The sequence below is a fragment of the Pseudomonas sp. A-R-19 genome (genome assembly GCF_019956575.1).
Classification (GTDB): Bacteria; Pseudomonadota; Gammaproteobacteria; order Pseudomonadales; family Pseudomonadaceae; genus Aquipseudomonas.
The window spans coordinates 135,916-160,773 of record NZ_JAHBDR010000038.1 but is presented as its reverse complement, the minus strand read 5'-3'; the positions used below and the strand labels follow the sequence as shown (position 1 = coordinate 160,773).

Annotated in this window: 25 protein-coding genes; 18 read left to right on the top strand and 7 right to left on the bottom strand. The window is 58.8% G+C overall.

The features are described 5' to 3' along the window. Positions 1-52 precede the first annotated feature (52 nt). The gene (gene gbcA, locus KGA88_RS06905) at positions 53-1,348 is read left to right on the top strand and encodes a glycine-betaine demethylase subunit GbcA (RefSeq protein ID WP_110662073.1); all 1,296 of its coding nucleotides are present in this window, start codon (positions 53-55) and stop codon (positions 1,346-1,348) included. 757 nt (positions 1,349-2,105) lie between these two features. Here the strand turns inward: gbcA and KGA88_RS06900 are convergent. Then, the gene (locus tag KGA88_RS06900) at positions 2,106-3,323 is read right to left on the bottom strand and encodes a retropepsin-like aspartic protease (protein ID WP_411740834.1); all 1,218 of its coding nucleotides are present in this window, start codon (positions 3,321-3,323) and stop codon (positions 2,106-2,108) included. A gap of 249 nt (positions 3,324-3,572) precedes the next feature. Here KGA88_RS06900 and KGA88_RS06895 point away from each other — a divergent pair, with 249 nt between their 5' ends. The 13 genes from KGA88_RS06895 (at position 3,573) to KGA88_RS06835 (ending at position 15,112) form a co-directional block, all read left to right on the top strand. Next, positions 3,573-4,082 (top strand): type II secretion system protein, encoded by a 510-nt coding sequence (locus KGA88_RS06895; protein WP_110662145.1) that lies wholly within the window; start codon positions 3,573-3,575, stop codon positions 4,080-4,082. Next, positions 4,057-4,446, top strand: coding sequence for a type II secretion system protein (locus tag KGA88_RS06890; RefSeq protein WP_223589804.1), 390 nt, complete (start codon positions 4,057-4,059; stop codon positions 4,444-4,446). Before KGA88_RS06895 ends, KGA88_RS06890 begins: the two co-directional genes overlap by 26 nt. Before the next feature lie 191 nt (positions 4,447-4,637). Further along, entirely contained in the window at positions 4,638-5,258 is a 621-nt protein-coding gene (locus KGA88_RS06885) for a type II secretion system protein (protein ID WP_223589802.1), read from the top strand. 77 nt (positions 5,259-5,335) lie between these two features. Beyond that, positions 5,336-6,844 carry a lytic polysaccharide monooxygenase gene (locus tag KGA88_RS06880; protein WP_223589800.1) on the top strand — a complete coding sequence of 503 codons (1,509 nt, stop codon included), beginning with the start codon at positions 5,336-5,338 and terminating at the stop codon, positions 6,842-6,844. Between the two features lie 230 nt (positions 6,845-7,074). Further along, entirely contained in the window at positions 7,075-7,515 is a 441-nt protein-coding gene (gene gspG, locus KGA88_RS06875; RefSeq protein ID WP_110662148.1) for a type II secretion system major pseudopilin GspG, read from the top strand. Beyond that, entirely contained in the window at positions 7,512-7,982 is a 471-nt protein-coding gene (locus KGA88_RS06870; RefSeq protein WP_223589798.1) for a transglycosylase SLT domain-containing protein, read from the top strand. The genes gspG and KGA88_RS06870 overlap by 4 nt, the downstream gene beginning before the upstream one ends. Further along, a complete protein-coding gene (locus tag KGA88_RS06865; RefSeq protein ID WP_223589796.1) occupies positions 7,979-9,163 on the top strand; it encodes a type II secretion system F family protein in 1,185 nt (394 codons plus the stop codon). The genes KGA88_RS06870 and KGA88_RS06865 overlap by 4 nt, the downstream gene beginning before the upstream one ends. Before the next feature lie 4 nt (positions 9,164-9,167). Next, the gene (locus KGA88_RS06860; RefSeq protein WP_223589793.1) at positions 9,168-10,805 is read left to right on the top strand and encodes a GspE/PulE family protein; all 1,638 of its coding nucleotides are present in this window, start codon (positions 9,168-9,170) and stop codon (positions 10,803-10,805) included. After that, positions 10,786-11,520 carry a hypothetical protein gene (locus KGA88_RS06855; protein ID WP_223589791.1) on the top strand — a complete coding sequence of 245 codons (735 nt, stop codon included), beginning with the start codon at positions 10,786-10,788 and terminating at the stop codon, positions 11,518-11,520. The genes KGA88_RS06860 and KGA88_RS06855 overlap by 20 nt, the downstream gene beginning before the upstream one ends. Beyond that, entirely contained in the window at positions 11,517-12,071 is a 555-nt protein-coding gene (locus KGA88_RS06850) for a hypothetical protein (RefSeq protein WP_110661776.1), read from the top strand. The genes KGA88_RS06855 and KGA88_RS06850 overlap by 4 nt, the downstream gene beginning before the upstream one ends. A gap of 3 nt (positions 12,072-12,074) precedes the next feature. Further along, complete coding sequence (locus KGA88_RS06845; protein ID WP_110661777.1) at positions 12,075-12,635, top strand: GspMb/PilO family protein; 561 nt, start codon at positions 12,075-12,077, stop codon at positions 12,633-12,635. Beyond that, entirely contained in the window at positions 12,632-13,132 is a 501-nt protein-coding gene (locus KGA88_RS06840) for a hypothetical protein (RefSeq protein WP_223589789.1), read from the top strand. Before KGA88_RS06845 ends, KGA88_RS06840 begins: the two co-directional genes overlap by 4 nt. 18 nt (positions 13,133-13,150) lie before the next feature. Then, positions 13,151-15,112, top strand: coding sequence for a secretin N-terminal domain-containing protein (locus KGA88_RS06835; protein WP_223589787.1), 1,962 nt, complete (start codon positions 13,151-13,153; stop codon positions 15,110-15,112). 43 nt (positions 15,113-15,155) lie between these two features. On the opposite strand, the gene KGA88_RS06830 is transcribed toward KGA88_RS06835, so the two are convergent. The 6 genes from KGA88_RS06830 to KGA88_RS06805 form a co-directional block, all read right to left on the bottom strand. After that, the gene (locus KGA88_RS06830; RefSeq protein WP_223589784.1) at positions 15,156-15,926 is read right to left on the bottom strand and encodes an electron transfer flavoprotein subunit beta; all 771 of its coding nucleotides are present in this window, start codon (positions 15,924-15,926) and stop codon (positions 15,156-15,158) included. Between the two features lie 15 nt (positions 15,927-15,941). Continuing rightward, the gene (locus KGA88_RS06825) at positions 15,942-17,162 is read right to left on the bottom strand and encodes an electron transfer flavoprotein subunit alpha/FixB family protein (protein ID WP_110659629.1); all 1,221 of its coding nucleotides are present in this window, start codon (positions 17,160-17,162) and stop codon (positions 15,942-15,944) included. Then, positions 17,162-19,111, bottom strand: a complete 1,950-nt coding sequence (dgcB, locus tag KGA88_RS06820; protein ID WP_223589781.1) for a dimethylglycine demethylation protein DgcB — start codon at positions 19,109-19,111, stop codon at positions 17,162-17,164. Before dgcB ends, KGA88_RS06825 begins: the two co-directional genes overlap by 1 nt. Positions 19,112-19,248: 137 nt before the next feature. Beyond that, on the bottom strand, positions 19,249-21,309 hold the full coding sequence (gene dgcA / locus KGA88_RS06815; RefSeq protein ID WP_110659631.1) for a dimethylglycine demethylation protein DgcA: 2,061 nt from the start codon (positions 21,307-21,309) through the stop codon (positions 19,249-19,251). A 15-nt stretch (positions 21,310-21,324) separates the two neighbouring features. After that, positions 21,325-21,855, bottom strand: coding sequence for a DUF5943 domain-containing protein (locus tag KGA88_RS06810; RefSeq protein WP_008048169.1), 531 nt, complete (start codon positions 21,853-21,855; stop codon positions 21,325-21,327). Between the two features lie 78 nt (positions 21,856-21,933). Then, a complete protein-coding gene (locus KGA88_RS06805) occupies positions 21,934-22,911 on the bottom strand; it encodes a dipeptidase (RefSeq protein WP_108216971.1) in 978 nt (325 codons plus the stop codon). A gap of 236 nt (positions 22,912-23,147) precedes the next feature. Between KGA88_RS06805 and KGA88_RS06800 the strand changes: the two genes are divergently transcribed. From KGA88_RS06800 to KGA88_RS06785, 4 genes are all read left to right on the top strand, one after another. Continuing rightward, entirely contained in the window at positions 23,148-23,549 is a 402-nt protein-coding gene (locus KGA88_RS06800) for a lysozyme inhibitor LprI family protein (RefSeq protein WP_110659632.1), read from the top strand. A gap of 212 nt (positions 23,550-23,761) precedes the next feature. Then, the gene (locus KGA88_RS06795) at positions 23,762-24,016 is read left to right on the top strand and encodes a type II toxin-antitoxin system RelE family toxin (protein WP_110659633.1); all 255 of its coding nucleotides are present in this window, start codon (positions 23,762-23,764) and stop codon (positions 24,014-24,016) included. Beyond that, entirely contained in the window at positions 24,000-24,323 is a 324-nt protein-coding gene (locus tag KGA88_RS06790; RefSeq protein ID WP_110659634.1) for a helix-turn-helix domain-containing protein, read from the top strand. Before KGA88_RS06795 ends, KGA88_RS06790 begins: the two co-directional genes overlap by 17 nt. 31 nt (positions 24,324-24,354) lie before the next feature. Then, positions 24,355-24,771, top strand: a complete 417-nt coding sequence (locus KGA88_RS06785; protein WP_110659635.1) for a DUF3010 family protein — start codon at positions 24,355-24,357, stop codon at positions 24,769-24,771. The last annotated feature ends 87 nt before the right edge of the window (positions 24,772-24,858 follow it).

Genomic DNA, 24,858 nt, shown 5'->3' with positions numbered 1-24,858 from the left:
CAACCGTAGCCACTATTCGCCGGCCACACAGAATGGCCTTGAGGATTAAATGATGGACGTCACTACTACCCTGAGCCTGGGCGATCCGCTGGAACCCGCACGCAAGGCCACTGCACAGATGCTGCAAGAGCGCGAGCGCACCTACTCGCTGCCGCAGCCGTTTTACTCCGACGAGCGCCTGTTTGATATCGACATGCAGGAAATCTTTCAGAAGGAGTGGCTGATCGCCGGCATGACCTGCGAAATCCCCACCAAGGGCAACTACCTGACCCTGCAGGTCGGCAAGAACCCGATCATCGTGATCCGTGGCGCCGAAGGCGTGGTGCACGCGTTCCATAACGTCTGCCGCCACCGTGGCTCGCGCCTGTGCACCAGCGAAAAAGGCAAGGTCGCCAAGCTGGTTTGCCACTACCACCAGTGGACCTACGAGCTTGATGGTCGCCTGCTGTTCGCCGGCACCGAAATGGGCGCCGACTTCGACATGAAGCAGTACGGCCTCAAGCCGGTGAACGTGAAGACCGCCGGCGGCTACATCTTCATCAGCCTGTCGGAAAATCCACCGGCCATCGATGACTTCCTGTCGACGCTCAACCATTACATGGAACCGTACGACATGGAGAACACCAAGGTGGCGATCACCACCACCTTGATGGAAAAGGCCAACTGGAAGCTTGTGCTGGAAAACAACCGCGAGTGCTACCACTGCAACGCGTCGCACCCGGAACTGCTGAAAACCTTGCTGGAATGGGACGACGTCACCGACCCGCGCGCCGACCAGGCGTTCAAGGACCACGTCGCCGCCTCCGCCGCTGCGTGGGAAGCCGAGAAGATCCCTTACGCCCACGCCAGCTTCGGCCTGCGTAACCGCATCGTGCGCATGCCGCTGCTCAAGGGCACCGTGTCGATGACCCTGGACGGCAAGCAGGGCTGCGCCAAGCTCATGGGCCGCATCAAGAACCCGGACCTGGGCTCGATGCGCATCCTGCACCTGCCGCACTCCTGGAACCACTGCATGGGCGACCACATCATCGTGTTCACCGTGTGGCCGATCAGCGCCCAGGAAACCATGGTCACCACCAAGTGGATCGTGCACAAGGACGCGGTCGAAGGCGTGGACTACGACGTGGAGCGCATGCGCCAGGTCTGGGACGCCACCAATGACCAGGACCGTCGCCTGGCCGAAGAGAACCAGCGTGGCATCAACTCCACCGCGTACCAGCCTGGCCCGTACTCCAAGACCTATGAGTTCGGTGTGGTGAACTTCGTGGATTGGTACAGCGAGCGCCTGCTGAGCAACCTGGGGGCCGAGCCTGCGCCGTATCTCAAGGGTGTACCCGTCCAAGGCTAACCCCTGCCCTCTGTAGGAGCGAGCCTGCTCGCGATGAACCTGAGAACGCTGCTGGGTGTCAGGTTGCCAGCGTTATCGTTGACGTCCATCGCGAGCAGGCTCGCTCCTACAACCAGCTTAGAACTGTACGAAATATGATCTATCTCGTTCAGACCTATGCCAGCCGCACCTCCCAGCCTTCCGCGAACAAGTTATCCACACCTCCACCCACAGCTATTGGGGACAACTGTGGAAATCTCGCAAAATTTCTTCCCTGAAACCAAAGAAAAACCGTGACTTATCCAGAAGCCTGCTTTCAAGAACGCACTGATCACTTTTTGATCAATCTCTTGGAAGGCACGGTCTGTATAGCGTTCAGAAGATAGCGAACACCTTATCCACAGAAGCGCCAACAGACTTTGGGGGCAACTTGCGAGGTGCTGTGGAAAACCGCTACAGGCCGCAAAAACTCTGCGCTTGCACAGGCTTAAGCGGTACAAAACTATGAAATGATCGTTTTTTGATCAGAATCCTGAAAGCCACGGTTTATATGGCTTGTGGCGGTAAGCGAACATCTTATCCACAGAAGCGCCAACAGACTTTGGGGGCAAGTCGAAGCGCTCGAGCGTGCTTATCCCCCAGGAAAAACCATGGAAAACCGCAACTTAGCGTGGTTGTTTTTTGATCACATGGCTGGAGAGCCCGATCTGCATGGGCTGTAGCGAGGGGCGAACAGGTTATCCACAGTGGCGTTAACAGGGATTGTGGGTAAATCCCATCAGACCCGGTTGAAGCAAGACCGCCCCGTGTCGATATCCAGATTCAATTCAAAGTCATTAAAGGCACGCCAGCCGAGCAAAATCGAGGGCACGTAGCGCCCAGACAATATCGACGGTGGAATGGTGAAGCCTGGATAATATTTGTAGCTGATCATCTGAGTGCTGCCCGGCAATTTCAACACGCCCTTGAAGGCTTGGAAGCGTTGTCTTCCGGTGGCGTTCGTGCTTGAGTTAGGGCCCATGGAGTCGAAAGCGTTGACCGACTCACCTGGCGCAGCCGACGTCAGGTAATCCACGTTTCCGGTATCCACAATTGCCAATGTTGCCCGATTATCCAGCTGTGCTTCGATGGTCAGTCTCTGGTTGATGTCCGTGCGGGTGTAGGCAATGGGCGACTCGCATCGCGCGGCAGGCACAGGATTGAGCTCCAGCGCTTTTTTGGTGATTTTCAGCCGCCCCAGTTTGCTGATCAGATCGAGCCCCAACAAATTGTCACGATCACTGACAAACACCAGCACATTCTTGAACTGGCTTGTGCCGACGGTTAGCGAATCAACAATTCCGAGGCTGGCAGACAGGTCCTTCTCGCCATAAAAGGTGCTGTAGGCGTAGTGGGAGTCGGTCAGCAACCTGATTCCCATCAGCTTCGCGGTTGCTTGATTGACGCGGGTTTGCGGAGCACCGGTATCCAGAACAAATCGAGCTGAATGACCACTTGCCCCATGGACGTCTATGAACGGCAGCTCTTGGTCAGCAATGGAAAAATCACTGGAATAGGGATGAATTGCCAGCACCTCTCGCTGCCGCGTTCTGCTCACCGAAAAATCATCACTGGCCCTCAATATCGAGAGCGACTCGTTGCCGAACATGGAAAACAGCACTGTCAGCTCAGCATCGGCTGCTATGAGCCGAGCGTGTTTTCGCTTGATCGCCAGGTAGTAGTCAGGGATCTGATTGGCGGCTTTTAGCTCCAACATCCGGCCAATCACGGAAACTGAGCAATTCAAGTTACTCATGGCATCCAGAAATTGCTCACAGCGTTGTCGCATCTGCGCCACGGTGGCTTTCTGCCCCTGCTTCGACTGCAGCCATTGATCATAATCCCTATCGACCTCATGACCTGCCCCAGAGCCGTTTGTCGGGGTGGCAGGCATCGATCCCGAAGACACGCAGATCGCCCATGCAAAGAGCATCAGAGACCGATTGAAAGCCGTCATGTTCAACCCATTCATAAGAAACGAGTTTAATCCGCAAGCCGTGGACACCTGACAGATCGCGCAACCATGCAGTACCTCGAACTGCGCATAAAAACTGTAGTTCACCGTGATGCTGGATGCAGAGCGAGGCGCATTCTTTCTCAAGTTATATTGTTCAAGACAAAATTTGTTTTACACTCAGGCAAGCAGTTAATTCCAATTGCCTGGGTTATTGAAGAAGTCCTTGGCGGGCACGGAGGTTAAACGGTGATGTGGCAGGGCAAGCTATCATTGATAGCGCCGAGCCATCGCTGCGCCAAAGGTTTTACGCTGATTGAATTACTACTGACGCTGGCTCTGCTGGCCACGCTTTCGACAGTAGCTTATCCGCTGACGGCGGTGATGGGAAAACGCGACCGGGAACTTGAACTGCAGCGTTCGCTGCGGGAAATACGGCGGGCGATTGATTCTTATAAAGAAGCCGCGGACGACGGCCGTATTGAAAAAAGTATCAGCGACAGCGGTTACCCCCCCAACTTGCAAGCCTTGGTCCAGGGTGTCACCGACAAGAGTGATATCAAAGGCAGAAAACTGTTCTTCCTGCGCCGTATCCCCCGCGACCCTGTTTGTGAATGCCCCGAACTTCCACCCATAGATACCTGGCAGTTACGCAGTTACCAAAGCAGTGTCGACAACCCATCAGAGGGAGAAGATGTATTTGACGTTTCATCCCGCAACCAACGGGAGAGTCTCAATGGAACGCCCTACACCCGGTGGTAACCGGGCCTCCCGGGGATTTACCCTGATCGAACTGCTGGTGGTCATGGCGATCATTGCCACGCTCATGACTCTCGTCACGCCCCAATACTTTCGCCAACACACCAAGGCCAAGGAAACCGTACTTCGGCATAATCTGACGTCGATCCGCCAGTCACTGGATCAATATCGAGAGGATCACGGCAACAACCCCGGATCCCTCCAGGACCTCGTCAACCGCCGCTACCTGCGGGAAATCCCCCTCGACCCCATTACTGGCAAGCGTGACACCTGGCAATTACAAACTGCCGATGAGCAAGGCCTGGGTGATGTGCGCAGCGGTGCCTCAGGCCAAGGCAATGACGGAACGCCCTATGCAGACTGGTAAGCAGCCCTGATCCTCGCTAACTTGCGCGTCGCTACGCCTTTCCCTCCCCTTGTATCTTCACGTGACCGTTCGTCGTAACTGTTATTTCTAACAGCTAGTGGCAGTCGCTCACTTGGCGTATTCATTTCAGACATGATTTAACTTCTGAAATTTTTTGGACTCATTCCAAATAAAGCGAAATGAATACGACAATGGAAAAACTGACTCCGATTGTCCATAGAGAAAACCTCATAGCGCTATTTTATGCTCGAGATTATCTATTAAACGCACATAAGAACGAAAAGCTCGTTATCACCGACTACACCCTTCAGACGGGTAAACAGCGCCAGCAAGGCTCGGTGTTCATGGGCATGTTGGTTTCAGTGGCAATTGTCGCGGTGATGCTGATGGAAACTGGCACGCTCTGGTCAAGTGTGCTGCAACGCGAACGCGAACTGGAACTTTTGGCCCGCGGCGGTGAAATACGCCAGGCCATCGGCCTGTATTACGAACATGGCAAATCCTTCCCCAAAACCCTCGATGACCTGGTGCTGGATCGCCGCATGCCGACCACCAAACGCTACTTGCGCCGGGTCTATGAGGACCCCCTGTCGGGTACCACCGAATGGGGGCTGATCAAGGGCCCGGGCAACAGCATCATGGGCGTCTTCAGCACCGCCAAGGGAACACCTTTCAAGCAAAACAACTTCTCCAAAAAGAATCAGAGCTTCACGGGACAAGGCAGTTATCAAGGGTGGATGTTTCTGTACGTCCCTGGACAGAGTAACCCTCCAATAACCTTCACGCCCAATGGAGTTGAATCGACCGGATGAAGTTAACAGCGACAAATCACCCTGATTGTTCCATGCAGTTCGGAACACGCATATCTGAATTGAAGGTGGACACCCACATGAAGAACCTACAGCGAAACAAGCGTTCCTTGCTGCGTTGGATGATGGCGGCAGTGTTATTAGTACCCACACTCGTCTGGGCCCATGGCGCAGTGGATATTCCTGTTTCACGACAGGTGCATTGCTATACGCTCCCGGGTTTCTGGGGAGGTACCAATGACCCGGCCTGCAAAGCTGTACACGAGGTGAGCGGATCATATCCGGGGCAACAATGGAACGAAGTGGCCAAACTGGTCAAAGACTACAAAAATGACACTGCGGTCATGGAGGCGATACCGGATGGACAACTCTGCTCTGCCGCCGACCCACTCAAAAACGGACTTAACCTACCCTTGGCCTCCTGGTACAAAACATCTATCACACCCAAGAATGGCATCATGGAAGTACGGATTATCGGTACCGCCCCCCATGTCGAAAGCTTCGTGAAAATTTACCTCAGTAAACCCGGCTATAACGCTGCGACGACGAAGCTGAAGTGGAGCGACCTGGAATTAATCCATGAAGAAACGATGAAGGTGGCCCGCACTGACTGGGGCAGTCAGCCGCCGAAAATTGCAGGGGCCACGGGTTTCTTCAAGTTCAACGTAGCCATTCCCCCAGGCCGTTCGGGTGATGCCGTGCTCTATACCCGGTGGCAGCGTGAGGATCCGGCAGGCGAAGGCTTTTACAACTGCAGCGACATCAACATTGCCGGTGCCGGGACACCTGATCCGCTACATGATCTGGGTCCATTTATTTCCGGTATGGATGACCTCAAAGTAGGGTACGCCGTGCATTTCCGCATCTTGGGCGGTCCGCCGGCGTTCAAGGAAGTCGTCGATATCACGCAAAAGATCGACCAAAGCAACTTGAACCCTAACGTCTGGGGGCGTCAGGTAGCTGAACAAGTGCCGGCGAATATCGCCAGGATTGGTGAAAAAAACGGCAATAACGTGGTGTTCAACTCCACCAACGCTGCCGCCAACTCTGTCTACGCAACCAATGAGGCTTACACCAAGGCCATGTCCATCCTCCCCGGTGATGGTGAGACGCCTATCAACCCAACAGCCCCGGTAGCAAGGATTACCGGCCCAAGCACTTTGGTGTCAGGACAGACTTATACCTTTTCTGGCCAGTCCTCAATCGGGTACAACGGTAGGTTGCTCTTTAGTTGGGTCCCCGCTGGGACGACCGAAGTACTGAATGGCGACACAGTGACGTTCAAAGCCTTCTCCTCCACAGAACCGGGAAATCACGCTGTAGGGTTAATCGTGCGCGATACTCAAAATGGGAAACCCAGCAAGCCCGTCGAGTTCCCCGTGAGGATCAATCCGGCCAACGGCGACACTTATCCCCCTTATGTAGAGAACAAAACACCTCCATACGCCCCTAATGAGAAGGTTTCGAACAAAGGTGCAAACTATCAGTGCAAACCCGGTGGTGAGAGTGGGTGGTGTTCGCAAGCCCCGAGCTTTTACGCGCCTGGAACGGGTAGTCACTGGAAAGATGCCTGGATCGAAATAGATTAACTACATTCCGATTGATTTCCACCTATTAAGCGCCGCGCTTTGCAGTGCGGCGCTTTTAATAAACGAAAACATACTTCAAATTAATGACATAACTCTGGTTCGACCTTAAACGACAATCCGATTCACCCAGAAGTACAGTGACGCAGTTCTACCGGCTGTGCCTGTGTAATTACGGGCCGGAAAAACCCTATACAACCGCCGTGCCTTGGCACTCCCAACAGGGTATTTCAATGCGCTCTCTATCGATACCTTCTATTGCCTCACGCGCACAACAGGGCTTCACCTTATTAGAACTACTGGTTGTTCTACTAATTATCGCCCTGCTCGCCGGCTACGTCGGACCGAAGATGTTCGATCGACTTGAATTGGCCAAGGTGCAATCCGCCAAAGGCCAGATGAAGTCCCTGGGCGATACCTTGAATCAGTACCGCCTGGACAATAGTCATTACCCCAGCGAAGCCCTGGGCTTGAAAGCGCTGATCGAACGCCCTGCATCCGAGCCCAATTGGCATGGCCCTTATCTGCCGAAAGGCGCACCACCCGATCCATGGAACAATCCCTACCTGTACAAAAACCCTGGAGCAGCCCACGAGATCGAGATTATCTCCCTGGGCCGCGATGGCCAGGCTGGCGGCGAAGGGACGAGTGCTGACATCGTGTTTGGTCAATGAACATGCACCGTTTCGTCCTCGCACTGGGCGCCATGTTTTTGATCAACGGCGCGCACGCCAATTGTTGGCAACTGGCGGGCAGCCGATACCACATAGACCCATTGCTGCTCTACGCCATCGCCAGAGTTGAGTCGGGCTTGAACCCGATCGCCCGCAACCTCAACAGCGACGGCAGCCATGACATCGGCTTGATGCAAATCAACAGCCGCCATCTGCCAGCACTGGCGCAATTCGGCATCACCGAACAACACCTGCTGACCCAACCCTGCACCAGCGTGATCGTCGGAGCATGGGTGCTCGCCGGGTTCATCCGCGAGAAAGGTTACGGCTGGCAAGCCGTCGGTGCCTATAACGCCGGTACGCGCCCCGGACGTGATGCCCGTCGTTCGCGCTACGCCGCCGCCGTCTGGCGTTATTACGGTGAACTGCAGCAGCGCAGGCAACAACTGGCCGGGCCAACACCATGATCGACTTCGAGGCACGCATCATCCGCGATGGCCATTTGCAGACCCTGCGCATCCAGGCGCCGGACCTTGCCCAGGCACGCCGGCAGTTGGAGGACGACGGTACGCAGATCATCTCTGTGCAAGCGCGTCGCCAACTGAAGCTGCCCAGCCGTCGCACAAAATTTGCCCTGGGCCTGTTCATTCAGGAACTGGTGGTATTGCTCGATGCCGGCCTGGTGCTGGTGGAAGCGGTGGAAACCTTGCGCGACAAAGCGGCACCCGGCGTCAATCGGCAGATCATGAGTGAGCTGCTGGAATCGATGTACCAGGGCAACGCGCTGTCCCGGGCAATGCAGTTCAAGCCGCAGACGTTTCCTTCGCTGTTGATTGCCACCGTGGCGTCCTCGGAGCACAGCGGCCAGTTGTCCGTCGCGCTGCGGCGTTATCACCATTTCGAGGCTCACCTGGAGACGGTGAAAAAACGCGTCAGCGGTGCACTGATGTATCCCTTGGTGGTACTGAGTGTCGGCGCGCTGATCCTGCTGTTCCTGTTGTTTTTTGTGATCCCGCGATTTGCCTCGGTGTTCGATGCGGTAGCCGATCTGCCGGCCACCGCCCGGTTCATGGTGTGGTGGGGAGCACTGGTGCAAACGCGTGGTGTGGAGCTGATGCTCGGCACCCTGGTGGCTGTCGCCAGCCTGGTGCTGCTGTTGCGCAGCGACGCCTTCAAGCAGCGGGCCAGCGCACTGTTCTGGAAAATCCCGAGCCTGGGTGCCCAGCGCACGCTGTTTATCCTCGCCCGCTTTTACCGCACCGCCGGAATGCTGCTGATGGGCGGGATGCCGGTGGTCACGGCGATCGCGTTGTCCGGCGCGCTGCTGCCCGGTGAACGCCAGGGCGCACTGCGCCAGGCCATGACCGACATCCAGGCTGGCCAGCCGCTGTCGACATCCCTGGCACGCCACCAACTGACCACCGCTGTCGCTGAACGCCTGTTGCGGGTGGGCGAGCAAAGCGGTGAATTGGCGGCGATGTGTGAACGCATTGCGCAATTTCATGATGAGGCGCTCGAACGGGCCATCGAATTGTTCAGCAAGGTCTTCGAACCCCTACTGATGCTGGTGGTCGGCGGCTTGATCGGGCTGATCGTGTTCATGTTGTACATGCCGATTTTCGAGTTGGCGGGCTCCATCCAGGGGTAATGCGATGAGTGATCAAACCCGACAATGGCAAATCCTCGCCGACCGGCAAGGGCTGTCGATGGCCAATTATTTGCTGGAGGAGCTGAACAACACGCCCGATCAATTGCAGGCAATTGCCAGACAACTCGGTTTGAAGGCCATCGACCCGCGGGAACTCGACAATCACTGGCGTTTCGACCTGCTGCCCCTGCCCCAGGCGCTGATCCATCAGGTGCTGGTGGTGGACAATCAAGGTGAGCCCTGCCTGGTGTTGGGGGATCCGTTTTCACTGGCCAGTCGTCGCTGGATCCAGTCTTCCAGAACCTTGCAATCACTGCCTCTGGGCATGAGTTTGGCGGGCGCGGTGAAACAGCAGTTGACCCTGGCCGAAGCCAGCCAACGGGTCATGCAACCCTTCGGCGAGGACGACGAAAATGCTCGAGTAATGCAGGCAGCCCAGGAGATCTCACTGAGCAGTATTGCCCGCGACGACAACCCGGTGGTGCGCCTGGTCAACTCAATGTTATTCGATGCCCTGCAAAGCCGCGCGAGCGATATTCACGTCGAATCCACGCCCCAGGGCCTGGAGATCAAGTACCGCATCGACGGTGTGCTGCAAAAAATGGGGCAGGCAGCCGGGCTGGATATGGCAGAGCAGTCGCTGTCGCGGATCAAGGTCTTGTCGGAGCTGGACATAGGCGAACGACGGGTGCCTCAGGACGGTCGTTTCAAGGCCAGGATTCAGGCTCGCGAAGTGGATTTTCGGGTGTCGATCATGCCCAGTATCCACGGCGAAGATGCCGTGCTGCGTATCCTCGACAAGTCGCAACGGGGCGAAGCACTGAGCCTCGATTCCCTGGGACTGGCTGCCGACACCATCGCGCGTATTCGTGTCCTGGCCAGTGAGCCCTACGGCATGTTGCTGGTGACGGGGCCAACCGGTAGCGGCAAATCCACCACCTTGTATGCCGCCTTGTCGGAGACCAATACTGGCGAAAAGAAAATCATCACCATCGAAGACCCGGTGGAATACGAGTTACCAGGGGTCTTGCAAATTCCGGTCAACGACAAAAAGGGGCTGACCTTCGCCCGTGGCCTGCGCTCGATCCTGCGTCATGACCCAGACACGATTCTGGTGGGGGAAATCCGCGACGGCGAGACTGCCGGCATAGCCGTACAGGCAGCGCTGACCGGGCACCTGGTGATGTCCTCGGTGCATGCCAACAGCGCCTTCAGCGTGTTGGAGCGCTTCATCTACATGGACGTGGAGCCGGCCAGTTTTGTCGAGGCGCTGAACGGTGTGGTTGCCCAACGACTGGTACGGCGCATCTGCGAGGAGTGCGCCGTGGATATCGAGCCCGATGCTGAACTGACGCGACTGGCGAAGCTGTCGCCATTGCACTTGAAGGACGGTCGTTACCGGGTCGGCAAGGGTTGTGAGGCCTGTCGTCACACCGGCTATCGCGGGCGATTGGCACTGGCCGAGGTGTTGACCGTCACCGACAGCATCAAGGAAGGATTGCTGCAACGCAGTTCGGCGTCTGCCCTGCGGGAGTTGGCGCAGCAGGCTGGCCACCTGTTTATCCGCGATATCGCACTGGCCAGCGCTGCCGCCGGACACACCACACTCAAGGAGATTCACCGTGTCATCTCTCTGTATTGAGCACGTGGTGTTGCTGCAAAGCACGGGCGCCAGCTGGGCCGCCCGCCCCCGCTGGAAAACCGCAACGACCTGGCGCAGTCACCAGGACGGCGAGCCCATGGGTGCTTGCGCCGCCCTGCTGGAACGGGCGCCAAGAGGGCGTTTGCGCTATCTGGACCGGGTCACATTACTGTTGGGCTTTCCCCATGTGCACTACTGGACGCTGCCCTGGCAAGCAGGCCTGTATAGCCAGGCCGATTGGCAAGGTTACGCCCGGGCGAGCTTGAGCCAGCAGACCGGCATTGACCCGACCCTCTGGCAGGTACAGGTCGCACCGCCAGGCTTCGGTCAAAGCTGCCTTGCGGTGGCTACTCCCCTGGATCTGCTGGAAGACTTGCGCATCCTGTTCAAGCTCAAGGCCCTGCCGTTTAGTGCCTGTGTACCCTTGCTGACAGCAACCCTGCAGCATTACGGCAAGCAGTTGCGTGGTGACTGTGTGTTGGCGGTGCCTGAAACCAGCGCCCTCGGTTGCGTCTACCTGCAGCAAGGGAAAGTCAGCCAGGTCTGCTTGATACACACCGCTCCCGACAGTCTCCTGAGTAACAACCTGTTCACCGCCAACCTGTTGGTTGAACAACACCCGCCAACCACCTTTGTCGCCACCCCTCGCCCCGTGGAGCCGCCCGAACACTGGCTGGGACCACCCCACCCCTGGTTGATGGAGCCGGCACCATGAACCTCGCGCTGCGCAACCGCTGGCAACGCCTGCGGGCCCCGCGCTTGCCGACGATCGATTTTCTGCACCCCGGTGCCACCCGCCGCCCCCTTGTGGCGTTGCTATGGCTGATCGCCCTGATGGTGTTGCTCACCACATCGCAGCACTGGCAGCAGATGCAGCATCAACAGCGACAGACCGACGAACTGGAGCAGCAATTCATCCAACTGGCCCGGCAACAGGAACAACTGATTCAGGCTGCCATCCACCTTTCGCCCCAGCAAAAGCAACAGTTGGTGATCTTCGCCAGGCAAGCGGTCACCCCGTTCCCCCTGCTCGATGCCGTGGGGCAAGCGTGGTCCCACGATGTGGCGCTGACACGCCTGGAGGTCAACACCCAGACCCAAATACTGAACCTTGACCTGGAAGCTCGGGTTCTGGGCGACGCGTTTCGCTTTGTCGAGCGACTCAAGACCCTGAAAGGCATTCAAGTAAACCTGCAACAAAGCAGCCGTAAAACCAACGATCCAGCCCTCCCGGTGCTGGTCAAGCTTACCCTTGACGGCGGATAAGCCATGATCAAGCGCTTGACGCGTCGCCTGCCCTCCCTCGTTCAATGGCTACCACGCCTGCAGTGGCAACTGGCGCATTGGCAGCAAATCCTCGGCTTCTGGGGCCTGCTCGCCCTCGGGGTCATTACCTGCACGTTGTTGATTAAATGGACACTGATTGTCCCGTCCCTTGAACAGGACGCCTTGCGTCGCCAGGAACTGCAGGCAGCCATCGCCGAACGCCCTCAAGATGTACAGGTCACCGAGCCGGCAGTGGTAGAAAAATTACCCAGTGCCCAGGCCTTCGCGACTCGCCTGGAAAAGATCCTGACGCTGATTCAGCAACAGGGATTCAACATCGACCAGACCACCCTGTCCTACTCAACGCCCGGCGATGACGGACTGCAACGGCTGGACATCGACATCCCCCTGGCTGGCACTTATCCAGCATTGCGTCAGGCCTTGGCCATCGTGGTGCAAGAACCGGCGGTGCGTATCGAAAACCTCACTCTGGAGCGCAAGGAGATCGACATTGCGCAGCTGACCATCAACCTCAAGTTGAGCGTATTGGGGGTGGTTGATTGAAAGTGCCACTCTATCTGCGGATCTTGCTGCTGCTCACCCTGTGCGGTTGCGGCTGGTTGTTCTGGCAGGATCAGGCCGGCAGCCCCAACACGCCAACATCCCCCGCAGCAGTGTCCGAAGTATCCACCCCGACGCCACCTGAGCCGACGCAAACGGTGGTTGCTGAAACCGGCCCCCTGGTGGATGTATTCCCGACTCAGACCTGGAAGCCACCACCTCCTCCCCCGGTGGTCAGCAACCCGACACCGACACCGCCGCCCCTGCCGTTTGTTGTCAGTGCGCAATGGCGCTATCAAAACCAGGCCAAGATCGTCGTGCTCAGAGGTAACGGCAACCAATACACCTTGTGCAACCGATGCACCGTACCGGGCCGGATTCGGCCTGGCGGCATGCTCGACAAAGACTACCGGCTGGACAAATTGACCGACACCAGCGTGGTGCTGACGTACTTACCGATGAAGCACGTCAGCACTTTACATCTGGGTACCCAACCGTGACGGAAAAAGAGAGTGCCCATGTCAACGCGCACACTAGTTCACTGCTGCCTTGGATTGTTCCTGCTGACCGGTTGCCAGACGCAGCGCGCCATCGAGCAAAGCGATGAACTGCGCCAGCAAGGTCAAATCGTGGATTCGGTAGAACTGCTGCAAGCCGAAGCCAGGGAAAACCCCGACGATGTACGACTGCGCACCGCCAACTTCAGCAAACTGGAAATATTGGTCGCCCAATACAGCCGCGAGGCCAGCGCCGCGTTGCTGCGTGGTGATGACGCCGCGGCCATCGCCGCCATGCAAACCATCCTCAAGTACGACCCTGGCAACCTCGGCGCCCGCCAGGAAATCCAGAGCATCCAGATGATGCAGCAGCTACGCCCGCAATTGGCTCGGGCTTTCGCGATGAAAGGCAGCAATCCGGTAGAAGCTCTGAATCTGGTGCGCCAGATCATCGCGCAGAAACCCAACTATCGCGCAGCCCTTGAGCTGCGCAATGCCCTGACCCGCGAACTGGTGAGCGCCGATTACCTGAGCCCCGACCTCAGTGACGCCATGCGCAAACCCGTGAGTCTGGAGTTCAGCTCCCAGAGCCTGACGGCCATCTTCGAGACCATCGCCCGCGTGTCAGGCGTCAACTTCGTCATCGACAAGGACGTGAACCCCAATGCCGCCGCCAGCATGACCGCCACCAGAACCACCGCTGAAGATGCACTCAACCTGCTGCTGGCAACCCAGCAACTGCAGAAGAAAATCCTCAACGCCAACACCATCCTGGTGTACCCCTCACGGCCGGAAAAAGATCGCGAATACCGTGAACTGGCGGTGCGTACCTTCTACCTGAGCCACAGCGACCCGAAGTTGATCGCCGCCGAAATCAAGCAGTTGCTCAAGCCCAAGGAAGTGCTGGTGGATGAGCGCCTCAACGCAGTGATTGTGCGCGATGGTCTCGACACCTTGAGCGCCGTGGAAAAACTAGTGGAAGCCATCGACATCGCCCAGTCGGAAGTGACCATTGATATTCAGGTGCTCGAGGTCAGCCTGGCGGACGAACAGAACCTGGGGATCGCCTACCCCGAAAGCATCGGCCTTTCGGTGGGCAACTTCACCAACCTGCCCGAGGGGCTCGCCGGCACCCCTATCAGCGCATTGCGGGGGATCAATGGCGATAACATTTTGCTCGACACCGGGAGTACTTCAGCACGGATCAACCTGCTACAACGCAGCGGCAACACCGTGACCCTGGCCAACCCAAGGGTTCGTGTGAAAAACCGCGAGCAGGCTCAGGTCAATATCGGCGACAAGATTCCAGTGATCACCACCACGACCGCCAACCAGATCAGCACTTCTTCAGTGAGCTACCAGGACGTGGGCCTGAAAATCGAAGTGCAGCCCAACATCAGCCTGGCCGACGAAATCAGCCTCGATCTGTTTGTGGAAATGAGCCACATCACCAAACGCATCCCTGGCTCGGAAAATGTTCCGGCTACCTTTGAGCTGGGATCCCGTTCCACCAAAACCATGCTGACAGCACGCAACAATGAAACCCAAGTGGTCTCAGGACTCATCCGCACGGCAGATATTGATGAAGGGTCAGGCTTGCCATGGCTGAGCAATATCCCGTGGCTGGGCAAAACCTTGTTCGGTACCAATCTGGGCACCCAGCAGAGGACAGAAATCATCCTGCTGCTCACCCCCCGGATCGAGCGCAATCTGGATCTGCCGATCTCTCAGGTCAGCACCTTCCACAGCGGTACCGAGGCGCGCAGTTCCACCGAAGGGATGATCCTGCGTGACACCAGCAATAGCGTCACTCTCAAATCCAGCGGCGCTCCGAGTACCCTGGGTGCACCGCTGCTACCGCCGATGCAGCAACCGGACGCCAGCTGGCAGCCGTTGCCGCCGCCGGTGCAACAGCAAACGGTAGCGCCGACCGTACCGCCACCCGTACAGCCGGCACCCATTCCCGCAGCCCTTGGTCCATAATCACCCTGGATCGAACGCACGAGCGGGCTTGCTCGCCACCACTTCAGCGAACCACGCCCTCTTCAATCAGCAATTTGAGGATTGCCTCAGCCCCAGCTTGCGCCGTCACGCCTTTAAGCACCTGCCCGCCGCCGCCACTGGCCTTGGCCGTTGCGGCTTTCATACGATCGGCGCCACTTTTAGCCTTGATCACTTTCAAGCGCTTTGGCCGTGGCTTGGCCGGTTGCAGGGTGGCGACCGCCAGCAGTTCATCGTCGACGATTTCCACGTCCCGGGCCTGCAACACCCCGCGTCGGGCCGGGCCATAGGCGCTCTGGCGCGGCTTTGGCGCTGCGTTATCCACAGTCGCCAGGAACGGCAGACGCACCTTCAACCGACGACGCTGACCACGGGGCAAGGCTTGCAGCACCAGCGCCGAACCGCCATCGATCGACTCGACCTGCGCCAGCCCCACCACCAGCGGCCAGCCGAGGCTTTCGGCCAGCAGGAAGGGCAACATGCCGGAACCTTCACCGGTTTCTGCCTGGCTGCCGGTCAACACCACCTGAGCACCGGCATCGCGCAGATATTCGGTCAATGCCGGCAGTGCATCGGCACCCTCGGGTTGCTCAAGCACATGCAACTGTTCCAGGCCCATGCCCAGATAAGCGCGCAGCGCAGGCTCGGTGATGTCGCCGGCATGCAGCACTTGCAAGTTATCCCCAGCCAGTTGCAGACCCAGTTCCACCGCCCGTGCATCCTGTTCCGCGCGACGCGGCCGACCGGAGGTCGGGTGGGCGCCGATGGACACCAGGCTGATGATTTTCGTGCTCATAACCCTTTCCTTCCCTTAAGCCGCATCGCGCTTGGCGTCGTTGCGGTAAGCCTCTACCGCCTCGATCAAGGCTTGAAGAATCTCCGCGCTCTCGCCGATCACCGAGAGGTCTGCGCGCTTGATCATGTCGCAGCCAGGGTCAAGGTTGATCGCCACCACCTTGTCGCAGGCACCGATGCCTTGCAGGTGCTGGATCGCCCCGGAAATCCCTACTGCCACATAAACCCGTGCGGTAACCCAGGTGCCGGACGCGCCGACCTGACGGTCGCGGGCCATGAAGCCGTCGTCCACCGCCACCCGCGATGCGCCTTCGGTCGCGCCGAGGGCTTCGGCGGTCCTGTGGAAAAGTCCCCAGTCCTTGACCCCGTTGCCGCCGGAGAAAATGAACTCGGCTTCGGCCATGGGGATCGCCGCCGGATCGACTGCCACCGCACCCAGGTCTTCGATCCGCGACAGGCTGCGCGCCACGGTTGTGGATAACTCCACCGGCAAGGCTTCGTGACGGGTTTCACTGACCGGTTCGGCGCACTCGGCCGCCGCCAGAATCAAGCGCGCAACCGGACGCGCGAGGTCTTGCAGACCGGCACCGGCGCGGCCGATGCACTCCTGGTCCTTGACCTGCCAGACCCGCGTCGCCGGGCGTTCGCCCAGCGCTGCGGCAAAGCGTCGGCCAAGTTCGCCACCGCCGCTGCGGCTGTCCGGCAGCAACCAGTGACGTGGGCTGAACTGGTTATCCACAGCCCTCAGGCCCTGGACCCGTTGTTCCGGTGCATAACCGTTGAATTCTTCACCTTCCAGCACCAGCAGGCGGTCGACGCCCGCCGTGGCAAAAGCGCTTTCCTTGTGTTCGCCGAAGACCACGGCCAGCACCGCGCCGTCATTGCCGGCCAGTTGATGGGCCAGGCCCAACAGGTCGCGGTCATGGCTGCTCAGGCGGCCACCGACCATGTCGGGTACCACGCAGATGTAGTGCGCCGGGGCAGGCACTTGATGCAGCGGCAATTGCACTTCAACAGCGGCGGTACGCTTGGTCGCCCCGCCCTGCTGCGCGCCACTGCGGTCGATTCGCTTGATCCCGTTGGGGCCGATAAAGCCAATGCCATGGGGATTCTTGCGGATGACACCGTTGGGGCCCATCCAGCTGTGTTGCGCCGGCTGCATGGCCGCATGCAGCGGGTGCAGACGGTTGCGGGCGATCCATTCAGCCCGCGGGTCGCGGCGAATAATGTCGCTCATCAGTGCACCTCCGCAGGTTCACGTTGGGCCGGTGCAGCTGGCTTGCTTGGCGCTGAGTCTTCCAGCAACGCATCGGCCACCAGTTCGGCAATGTCCTTGATCAACGGCCGGGGTTCGACCACGCCTTCGAGCATGGCGGTGCATTGTGGACAACCCACCGCCACCAGTTCGGCGCCGGTTTCACGGATGTCTTCCATGCGCATGTCGGGAATCCGCTGCTTGCCCGGAATGTCGGTGATTGGCGCGCCGCCACCGCCGCCGCAGCAGCGCGAACGGAAACCGGAACGTTGCATCTCTTTCACTTCGATCCCGAGGGCGCGCAGGACCTGGCGCGGCGCCTCGTACTCGCCGTTGTAGCGGCCGAGGTAGCACGGATCGTGATAGGTCACGCTGTCGCCTTTGTGCTGGCCAAGATTGAGCGCGCCAGCATCGATGATTTCCGCCATGTAGGTGCTGTGGTGCTGCACCAGGTAGTTGCCATCGAAGGCGCCGTACTCGTTTTTCAGCACGTGGAAGCTGTGCGGATCGCAGGTGACGATACGGTTGAAGCTGTATTTGGCCAGGGTCTGGATGTTGCGCTTGGCCAACAGTTGGAAAGTCGCCTCATCGCCCAGGCGCCGCGCCACGTCACCGCTGTCGCGCTCTTCGAGGCCGAGCACGGCGAAGTCTATTTTCGCCGCTTTCAGCACTTTGACGAAGGCGCGCAGGGTACGCTGGTTGCGCATGTCGAAGGCACCGTCGCCAACCCAGAACAGCACGTCGGTGGATTTCTTTTCGCTGAGCAGGTTGAGGTTCAGGTCCGCCGCCCAGTTCATCCGCCCGCCCGGCGCGAAGCCGCCCGGGTTGTCGGTGGCGATCAGGTTTTCCAGGACCTCGGCGCCCTTGTTCGGGGTCGCACCTTTTTCCAGGGTCAGATGACGGCGCATGTCGACGATGGCATCGACGTGCTCGATCATCATCGGGCATTCCTCGACGCAGGCGCGGCAGGTGGTGCACGACCACAGGGTCTCGGCGTCTACCAGGCCGTTGACGATCGGTTGATGCGGATTACCGGCGTGTTCACCGATGGCCTTGCCCGGATACGGGCTGCCGGCGAATTTCGCATCGGTGCCACCGGCCAGGCCGACGACCATGTCCTGAATCAGTTTTTTCGGGTTCAGCGGCTGGCCGGCAGCAAACGCCGGGCACGCCGCTTCACATTTACCGCACTGCACGCAGGCGTCGAAGCCGAGCAACTGGTTCCAGGTGAAATCCTTGGGTTTTTCCACGCCCAGTGGCGCGGTCGGATCGTTCAAGTCCAGCGGCTTGAGGCCCGTGGAACGACCGCCACCGAAGCGTTCGGCGCGACGGTGCCAGGCCAGGTGCAGCGCACCGGCGAAGGCGTGTTTCATCGGCCCGCCCCAGGTCATGCCGAAGAACAGTTCCGACACGCCCCACAACACGCCGACTCCGAGAATCACTGCCAACAGCCAGCCACCGAAGTTTTCCGGGAGGATGCCGGCCACCGGCAAGGTCACCAGGAAGAACGAGGCCGAGAACGCCAGCAGGCTTTTCGGCAGGCGCATCCACGGGCCTTTCGACAGGCGCGCCGGCGGGTTGCGCCGACGCAGGTAAACGAAGATCGCGCCGACGAACATCACCGCCGTCATCAGCAGCAGCGCATAGCCGAGGAAGCGGTTATGCAGGCCGAAACCGTGCACCAGAATCGCCAGCACGATGGACGCCACCGCACCGCCGGCCGTGGCCACGTGGGTGTTGGCAATGTATTTGTCTCGCGCCACCACATGGTGCAAGTCGACCATGTAACGCTTGGGCATGGCGAACAGGCCGCCGATCAGGTCGACTTTCGAAGCCCGGCCCCGGCGCCACATGGCCACCCGCCGCAACGCACCCAGGACACCAAGGCCCAAGGCGGCGAACAACAGGATTGGAAGAAGGGTGTTCAACATGGTGAAGCTCCCACAAACCACGGAGTCATGCATCGGTCTTGTAGGAGCCGGCTTGCTGGCGATTCAGACGACGCGGTGATTCAGGCAGACCGCGTTATCGTTCATCGCCAGCAAGCCGGCGCCTACAGGTGGCAGGCTTAGAAGTCCTTGCACAACCGCAGCGCGTCATAGATCGCCGCATGCACGTTCCGCTGGGCCACGCAGTCGCCGATGCGGAACAACAAGTAGCCGTCGCCGCTCTGCTCCAGGCAAGGCTGCGGCTTGATCGCGAACAAGGCTTCGACGTCGATCTGGCCCTTGTTGCGCGAGCCTTCCTTCATCGCGTAGTAGATCTCCTCGTCCGGACGCACGCCGTTCTCGATCACCACCTGGTCCACCACCCGTTCCTCTTTGGCGCCGGTGTATTCGTTTTCCAGCACCGCCACCAGCTTGTCGCCTTCGCGGTAGACCTTCTCCAGCATCATGTCGCCGGTCATGATCACTTCTTTCGGGTACATGCTGCGGTAGTAAGTCGGGAACGACGTACCACCGATGGCCACGCCCGGCTTGATGTCGTCGGTGACGATCTCGACCTGGCTGCCCTTGTCCGCAATGAAGTCGGCAGTCGACATGCCGGTGAACTCGCAAATGGTGTCGTAGACCAGCACGTTCTTGCCAGGCGCCACCTTGCCGTCGAGCACATCCCAGCTGCTGACCACCAGGCCTTCAGCCGCGCCCCAGTGTTCGTTCTGTTCGATGAACGGATGACCGCCGACGGCCAGCACTACCACGTCCGGACGCAGGTCCATGATGGTCGGCGCATCCGCCGCGGTACCCAGGCGCAGGTCGACTTTCAACCGAGCCAGCTCCAGCTGATACCAACGGGTGATACCGGCGATCTGGTCCCGTTGCGGTGCTTTCGAAGCGGTGGTGATTTGCCCGCCGATGAATTCTTTTTTCTCGAACAGGGTCACGTCGTGGCCACGTTCGGCGGCAACGCGAGCGGCTTCCATCCCCGCAGGACCGGCACCAACGACCACCACCTTGCGTTTCACGCCGGTGGTTTTTTCGATGATGTGCGGCACGCCCATGTACTCACGGGACGTCGCGGCGTTCTGGATGCACAGCACATCCAGGCCCTGATACTGACGGTCGATGCAGTAGTTGGCACCAACGCATTGCTTGATCTGGTCGATCTGGCCCATCTTGATCTTGGCGATCAGGTGCGGGTCGGCGATGTGCGCGCGGGTCATGCCGACCATGTCGACGTAACCGCCTTCCAGAATGCGCGTGGCCTGGTTCGGGTCCTTGATGTTCTGCGCGTGCAGCACGGGAACCTTGACCACTTCCTTGATGCCGGCAGCCAGATGCAGGAACGGCTCCGGTGGATAACTCATGTTCGGAATCACGTTGGCCAGGGTGTTGTGGGTGTCGCAACCCGAGCCCACGACGCCGATGAAATCGAGCATGCCGGTGTCGTCGTAATACTTGGCGATCTGCTTCATGTCTTCATGGGACAGGCCGTCGGGGTGGAACTCGTCACCGCAGATGCGCATGCCCACGCAGAAGTCGTCACCGACCTCGGCGCGCACGGCTTTCAACACTTCCAGACCGAATTTCATGCGGCCTTCGAAGGTGCCGCCCCATTCGTCGGTACGCTTGTTGACCCGTGGGCTCCAGAACTGGTCGATCATATGCTGGTGCACGGCCGACAGCTCGACACCGTCCAGGCCACCGGCCTTGGCGCGGCGTGCCGCTTGCGCGTAGTTACCGATCACCCGCCAGATCTCTTCCGGCTCGATAGTCTTGCAGGTGGCACGGTGCACCGGCTCACGCACACCCGATGGCGACATCAGGGTCGGCCAGTTGAAGCCGTCCCAACGCGAGCGACGGCCCATGTGGGTAATCTGGATCATGATCTTGGCGCCGTGCTTGTGCATGGCGTCGGCCAGATTCTGGAAGTGCGGAATGATGCGGTCGGTGGACAGGTTGACCGAACTCCACCACTCCTGCGGGCTGTCGATGGCGACCACCGACGAGCCGCCGCAAATCGCCAGGCCGATCCCGCCCTTGGCTTTCTCTTCGTAATACTTGACGTACCGGTCGGTGGTCATGCCACCGTCAGTCGCGTAGACCTCGGCGTGCGCGGTGCTGAGCACGCGGTTGCGGATGGTCAGTTTGCCGATCTGGATCGGCTGGAACATTGCTTCGAAAGCCATGGCGGGTTCCTCGACTTACAACGGCTTGACGGTGAACAAGCCGTCTTCGTGGCCCTCTTCGGAGCCACCGTAGACTTGCTCGGCCACAGTGCGGATCTTGCTGCCGCGAGCGGCGAGGATCTGGTCCATTGCACCGGCAAACCAGCCGGTGAACATGTAGTCGACCTTGCGCCCGACCTTGCCGTACACGTAGACGAACGCCGAGTGTTCGAGCTTGACGCTGGCGGTGCCTTTGTCGAGGTCGATGTCCTGGATCTTGAACAGGCCCCAGCCGCGTTGCGACAGACGCTTCATGTAGTGTTCGAACACCGCCACCCCTTCCAGTCCGTGGCATTCGGCTTCTTTTTCACACCAGTGCCAGGCGGACTTGTAGCCGGCCTTATAGAGGATTTCGGCATAAGCTTCAGCGCCCAGCACTTCCTCGATGCCCATGTGGTTGTTGACGAAGAAATGGCGCGGCACATACAGCATCGGCAGGGCGTCGGAGGTCCAGACACCGGTTTCGCTGTCGACTTCGATTGGCAATTGCGGGGCGATCTTGGCCATGGAAACTTAACTCCAGAAAATTCGTTGTGTTGCCCGCTGCACGGACGGCAGCGGGAAAGGATTCAGAAGTGCGGCGGCTTATTCGCCCCAGACGTCTTTCAGCACGTTCACCCAGTTCTCGCCCATGATCTTGCGCACGACGCGCTCGGAATGGCCGCGCTTGAGCAAGGTTTCGGTCAGGTTCGGGAACTCGCCGACGGTGCGGATGCCCAGCGGGTTGATGATCTTGCCGAAGCTGGTCAGGCGGCGGGCGTAGCCCTTGTCGTGGGTCAGGTATTCGAAGAAGTCCTGGCCATGGCCCTGGGTGAAGTCGGTGCCGATGCCGATGGCGTCTTCGCCCACCAGGTTCATGGTGTATTCGATCGCTTCGGCGTAGTCGTCGATGGTCGAATCGATGCCCTTGGCCAGGAACGGCGCGAACATGGTCACACCGACAAAACCGCCGTGGTCGGCGATGAACTTCAGTTCTTCATCGGACTTGTTGCGCGGGTGCTCCTTGAGCCCCGACGGCAGGCAGTGGGAGTAGCAGACCGGCTTCTTCGACTCGAGGATGACTTCTTCGGAAGTCTTGGATCCGACGTGGGACAGGTCGCACATCACGCCGACGCGGTTCATCTCGGCGACGATTTCGCGACCGAAGCCCGACAGGCCGCCATCACGCTCGTAGCAACCGGTGCCCACCAGGTTCTGGGTGTTGTAGCACATCTGCACAATGCCAACGCCGAGCTGCTTGAAGACTTCGACATAGCCGATCTGGTCTTCAAAGGCGTGGGCATTCTGGAAGCCGAAAAGGATGCCGGTCTTGCCCTGCTCCTTGGCCTTGCGGATGTCGGCAGTGGTGCGGACCGGAATCACCAGGTCGCTGTTCTCGCGGATCAGCTTCTGGCTGGCGGCGATGTTGTTGACGGTGGCCTGGAAGCCCTCCCACACCGACACGGTGCAGTTGGCCGCGGTCAAACCGCCCTTGCGCATGTCTTCGAACAGTTCACGGTTCCACTTGGCAATAATCAGCCCGTCGATAACGATGCTGTCGGCGTGCAATTCGGCTGGGCTCATCAGGCTGTCCCCTTATTAGCGATTCATGCGCCGAATCGTCTGCCGGCGCTTTGGGGCCAGCATATGCCTGAGGGAGGGGGCAGCCGGGTGCAAAAACGACAGGGGGTTTGCCGAAAGCGTCAATCCGCGACAAAGGGTCGTCGCCAGGCACAATCACCGACCTGTTCAAGGCCCTCGGCTTGGGCCAGAATTCGGCGAATCACTGGATGCTTCACTGGACAAGAGCGGCGACGATAATGAAATCGATCATTCTGGCAATGGCACTGATTGCGACCGGCGTACACGCAGCGGAGGAGGCCGACGACAACCCCTGCGACAAAGTCGAAAACGACATCCAGACTCTCGAATGCTCGGCCTTCAGCAAAACCACCGCCGAAGACCTGCTCAAGGAAAACCTCCAGGGCCTGACCGAGCGCATGCAGTCGCAATACGGCAAAAACCCGTCGCAACTGGCTGACATCACCGCCAAGCTCAAGGCCGCCCAACAGCAGTGGCTGAAGACCCGCGACGCAGACTGCGCCGTCGAAGCCTTCCCGGCCACCAGTGGCAGCAAGGCGTTCACCATCGCGCAGAATGATTGTGTGGCGCGGATGAGCGATGAACGGTCGGAGTTTTTGGAGTCGATTGGGCAGGAATAGTCCTGAATATTCCGGTGAATGCCGGAACTGCATCCAGCTTTCAACAGCACTTTCCCTTGTTCCTACAACCCGCTATGACCTCGCCTACACGTATTGCTTGGAAGCCCTAATCTGTGGGCTTTTCAAGCAACATGCTGACAACTATTGTTGATTGGCCACCTGGAAAATATAAGTAAAGATTCGCAAGTCTTATAAAAGACTTATATTCTTCCATGAACAGCATTCACTGGACTCGAAAGGCCGTTAAGCAACTCCTGAAATTGCATTCCGCTCATCAGGGCCAGCTTCGTGATGCCATCACGGCGCTGGCAGGCATGCCCGAAGTAGGCAATGTCAAAGCACTGGTCGGTCATGACTACGCTTATCGGCTGCGTGTCGGTAACTATCGAGTCATGTTTGATTGGGATGGCGCGATCAAAGTGGTCAGTATTCAAGAGGTCAAAAAACGCGATGAACGCACCTACTGACATTCAAATCATCAACGACGCCGAAGGCAATCCAGCCTTCGTGGTCATTCCCTATGCGCAATATGTGGCGCAGAAGATTGATCCCGATCTGATTCCTCACGAAGTGGTCAGTCGTATCGTCGATGGCGCCACACCCATCCGCGCCTGGCGCGAACACTTGAACCTTACCCAGGATGAAGTGGCCAAACGCATGGGCATTACCCAACCGGCCTTCGCCCAACAGGAAACAGTCGCCAAGCCACGCAAAGCCACCCGCGAGAAGATCGCCGCGGCGTTTGGCATCACCGCGAGTCAACTTGAGCTGTAAGCTGCACGCTTCAGCCAGTAAAGGATCCAACATGAAAGTCTGCGGCATCGAAATCAAGGGCAGCGAAGCGATCATCGCCGTGGCCACGCTGGACGGTCAGGCGTTGAGCCATCTCACGCTCGCCACCAAGAAAATCGCCCTGGACGATGACGACGAAGCTGCCAACGTCAAAGTGTTCGCCGCTCAGGTCGCTTCGTTTGTCCGTGAGAATTCCATCGACCGCATCGCGATCAAGAAGCGCAGCAAGAAAGGCGAGTTCGCGGGCGGGCCGACGACGTTCAAGATCGAAGGGGTTTTCCAGTTGCTGGAGAATTGCGAGGTGACCTTGCTGTCGCCGCAGACAATCAATGCCCAGGCCAAGAAGCATAATTTCGAACTGCCGGGAACGCTGAACAAGTATCAGCATGAAGCGTTCAGGGCGGCGTGTTCGGCGCTGGTGAAGAAGTAAATCAGCTCGGCACCTGTTATTTCTGACAGTAGTCAATCTGGCAAAAACGGCGCATACGTTGACATCCTCCATCAGCGTTCAACGATC

What these genes read in the sequence shown, in the direction of transcription:
- gbcA (WP_110662073.1), top strand. Translation starts at nt 53, where the DNA reads ATGGACGTCACTACTACCCTGAGCCTGGGCGATCCGCTGGAACCCGCA.
- KGA88_RS06900 (WP_411740834.1), bottom strand. Translation starts at nt 3,323, where the DNA reads ATGACGGCTTTCAATCGGTCTCTGATGCTCTTTGCATGGGCGATCTGC.
- KGA88_RS06895 (WP_110662145.1), top strand. Translation starts at nt 3,573, where the DNA reads ATGTGGCAGGGCAAGCTATCATTGATAGCGCCGAGCCATCGCTGCGCC.
- KGA88_RS06890 (WP_223589804.1), top strand. Translation starts at nt 4,057, where the DNA reads ATGGAACGCCCTACACCCGGTGGTAACCGGGCCTCCCGGGGATTTACC.
- KGA88_RS06885 (WP_223589802.1), top strand. Translation starts at nt 4,638, where the DNA reads ATGGAAAAACTGACTCCGATTGTCCATAGAGAAAACCTCATAGCGCTA.
- KGA88_RS06880 (WP_223589800.1), top strand. Translation starts at nt 5,336, where the DNA reads ATGAAGAACCTACAGCGAAACAAGCGTTCCTTGCTGCGTTGGATGATG.
- gspG (WP_110662148.1), top strand. Translation starts at nt 7,075, where the DNA reads ATGCGCTCTCTATCGATACCTTCTATTGCCTCACGCGCACAACAGGGC.
- KGA88_RS06870 (WP_223589798.1), top strand. Translation starts at nt 7,512, where the DNA reads ATGAACATGCACCGTTTCGTCCTCGCACTGGGCGCCATGTTTTTGATC.
- KGA88_RS06865 (WP_223589796.1), top strand. Translation starts at nt 7,979, where the DNA reads ATGATCGACTTCGAGGCACGCATCATCCGCGATGGCCATTTGCAGACC.
- KGA88_RS06860 (WP_223589793.1), top strand. Translation starts at nt 9,168, where the DNA reads ATGAGTGATCAAACCCGACAATGGCAAATCCTCGCCGACCGGCAAGGG.
- KGA88_RS06850 (WP_110661776.1), top strand. Translation starts at nt 11,517, where the DNA reads ATGAACCTCGCGCTGCGCAACCGCTGGCAACGCCTGCGGGCCCCGCGC.
- KGA88_RS06845 (WP_110661777.1), top strand. Translation starts at nt 12,075, where the DNA reads ATGATCAAGCGCTTGACGCGTCGCCTGCCCTCCCTCGTTCAATGGCTA.
- KGA88_RS06835 (WP_223589787.1), top strand. Translation starts at nt 13,151, where the DNA reads ATGTCAACGCGCACACTAGTTCACTGCTGCCTTGGATTGTTCCTGCTG.
- KGA88_RS06830 (WP_223589784.1), bottom strand. Translation starts at nt 15,926, where the DNA reads ATGAGCACGAAAATCATCAGCCTGGTGTCCATCGGCGCCCACCCGACC.
- KGA88_RS06825 (WP_110659629.1), bottom strand. Translation starts at nt 17,162, where the DNA reads ATGAGCGACATTATTCGCCGCGACCCGCGGGCTGAATGGATCGCCCGC.
- dgcB (WP_223589781.1), bottom strand. Translation starts at nt 19,111, where the DNA reads ATGTTGAACACCCTTCTTCCAATCCTGTTGTTCGCCGCCTTGGGCCTT.
- dgcA (WP_110659631.1), bottom strand. Translation starts at nt 21,309, where the DNA reads ATGGCTTTCGAAGCAATGTTCCAGCCGATCCAGATCGGCAAACTGACC.
- KGA88_RS06810 (WP_008048169.1), bottom strand. Translation starts at nt 21,855, where the DNA reads ATGGCCAAGATCGCCCCGCAATTGCCAATCGAAGTCGACAGCGAAACC.
- KGA88_RS06805 (WP_108216971.1), bottom strand. Translation starts at nt 22,911, where the DNA reads ATGAGCCCAGCCGAATTGCACGCCGACAGCATCGTTATCGACGGGCTG.
- KGA88_RS06800 (WP_110659632.1), top strand. Translation starts at nt 23,148, where the DNA reads ATGAAATCGATCATTCTGGCAATGGCACTGATTGCGACCGGCGTACAC.
- KGA88_RS06795 (WP_110659633.1), top strand. Translation starts at nt 23,762, where the DNA reads ATGAACAGCATTCACTGGACTCGAAAGGCCGTTAAGCAACTCCTGAAA.
- KGA88_RS06790 (WP_110659634.1), top strand. Translation starts at nt 24,000, where the DNA reads ATGAACGCACCTACTGACATTCAAATCATCAACGACGCCGAAGGCAAT.
- KGA88_RS06785 (WP_110659635.1), top strand. Translation starts at nt 24,355, where the DNA reads ATGAAAGTCTGCGGCATCGAAATCAAGGGCAGCGAAGCGATCATCGCC.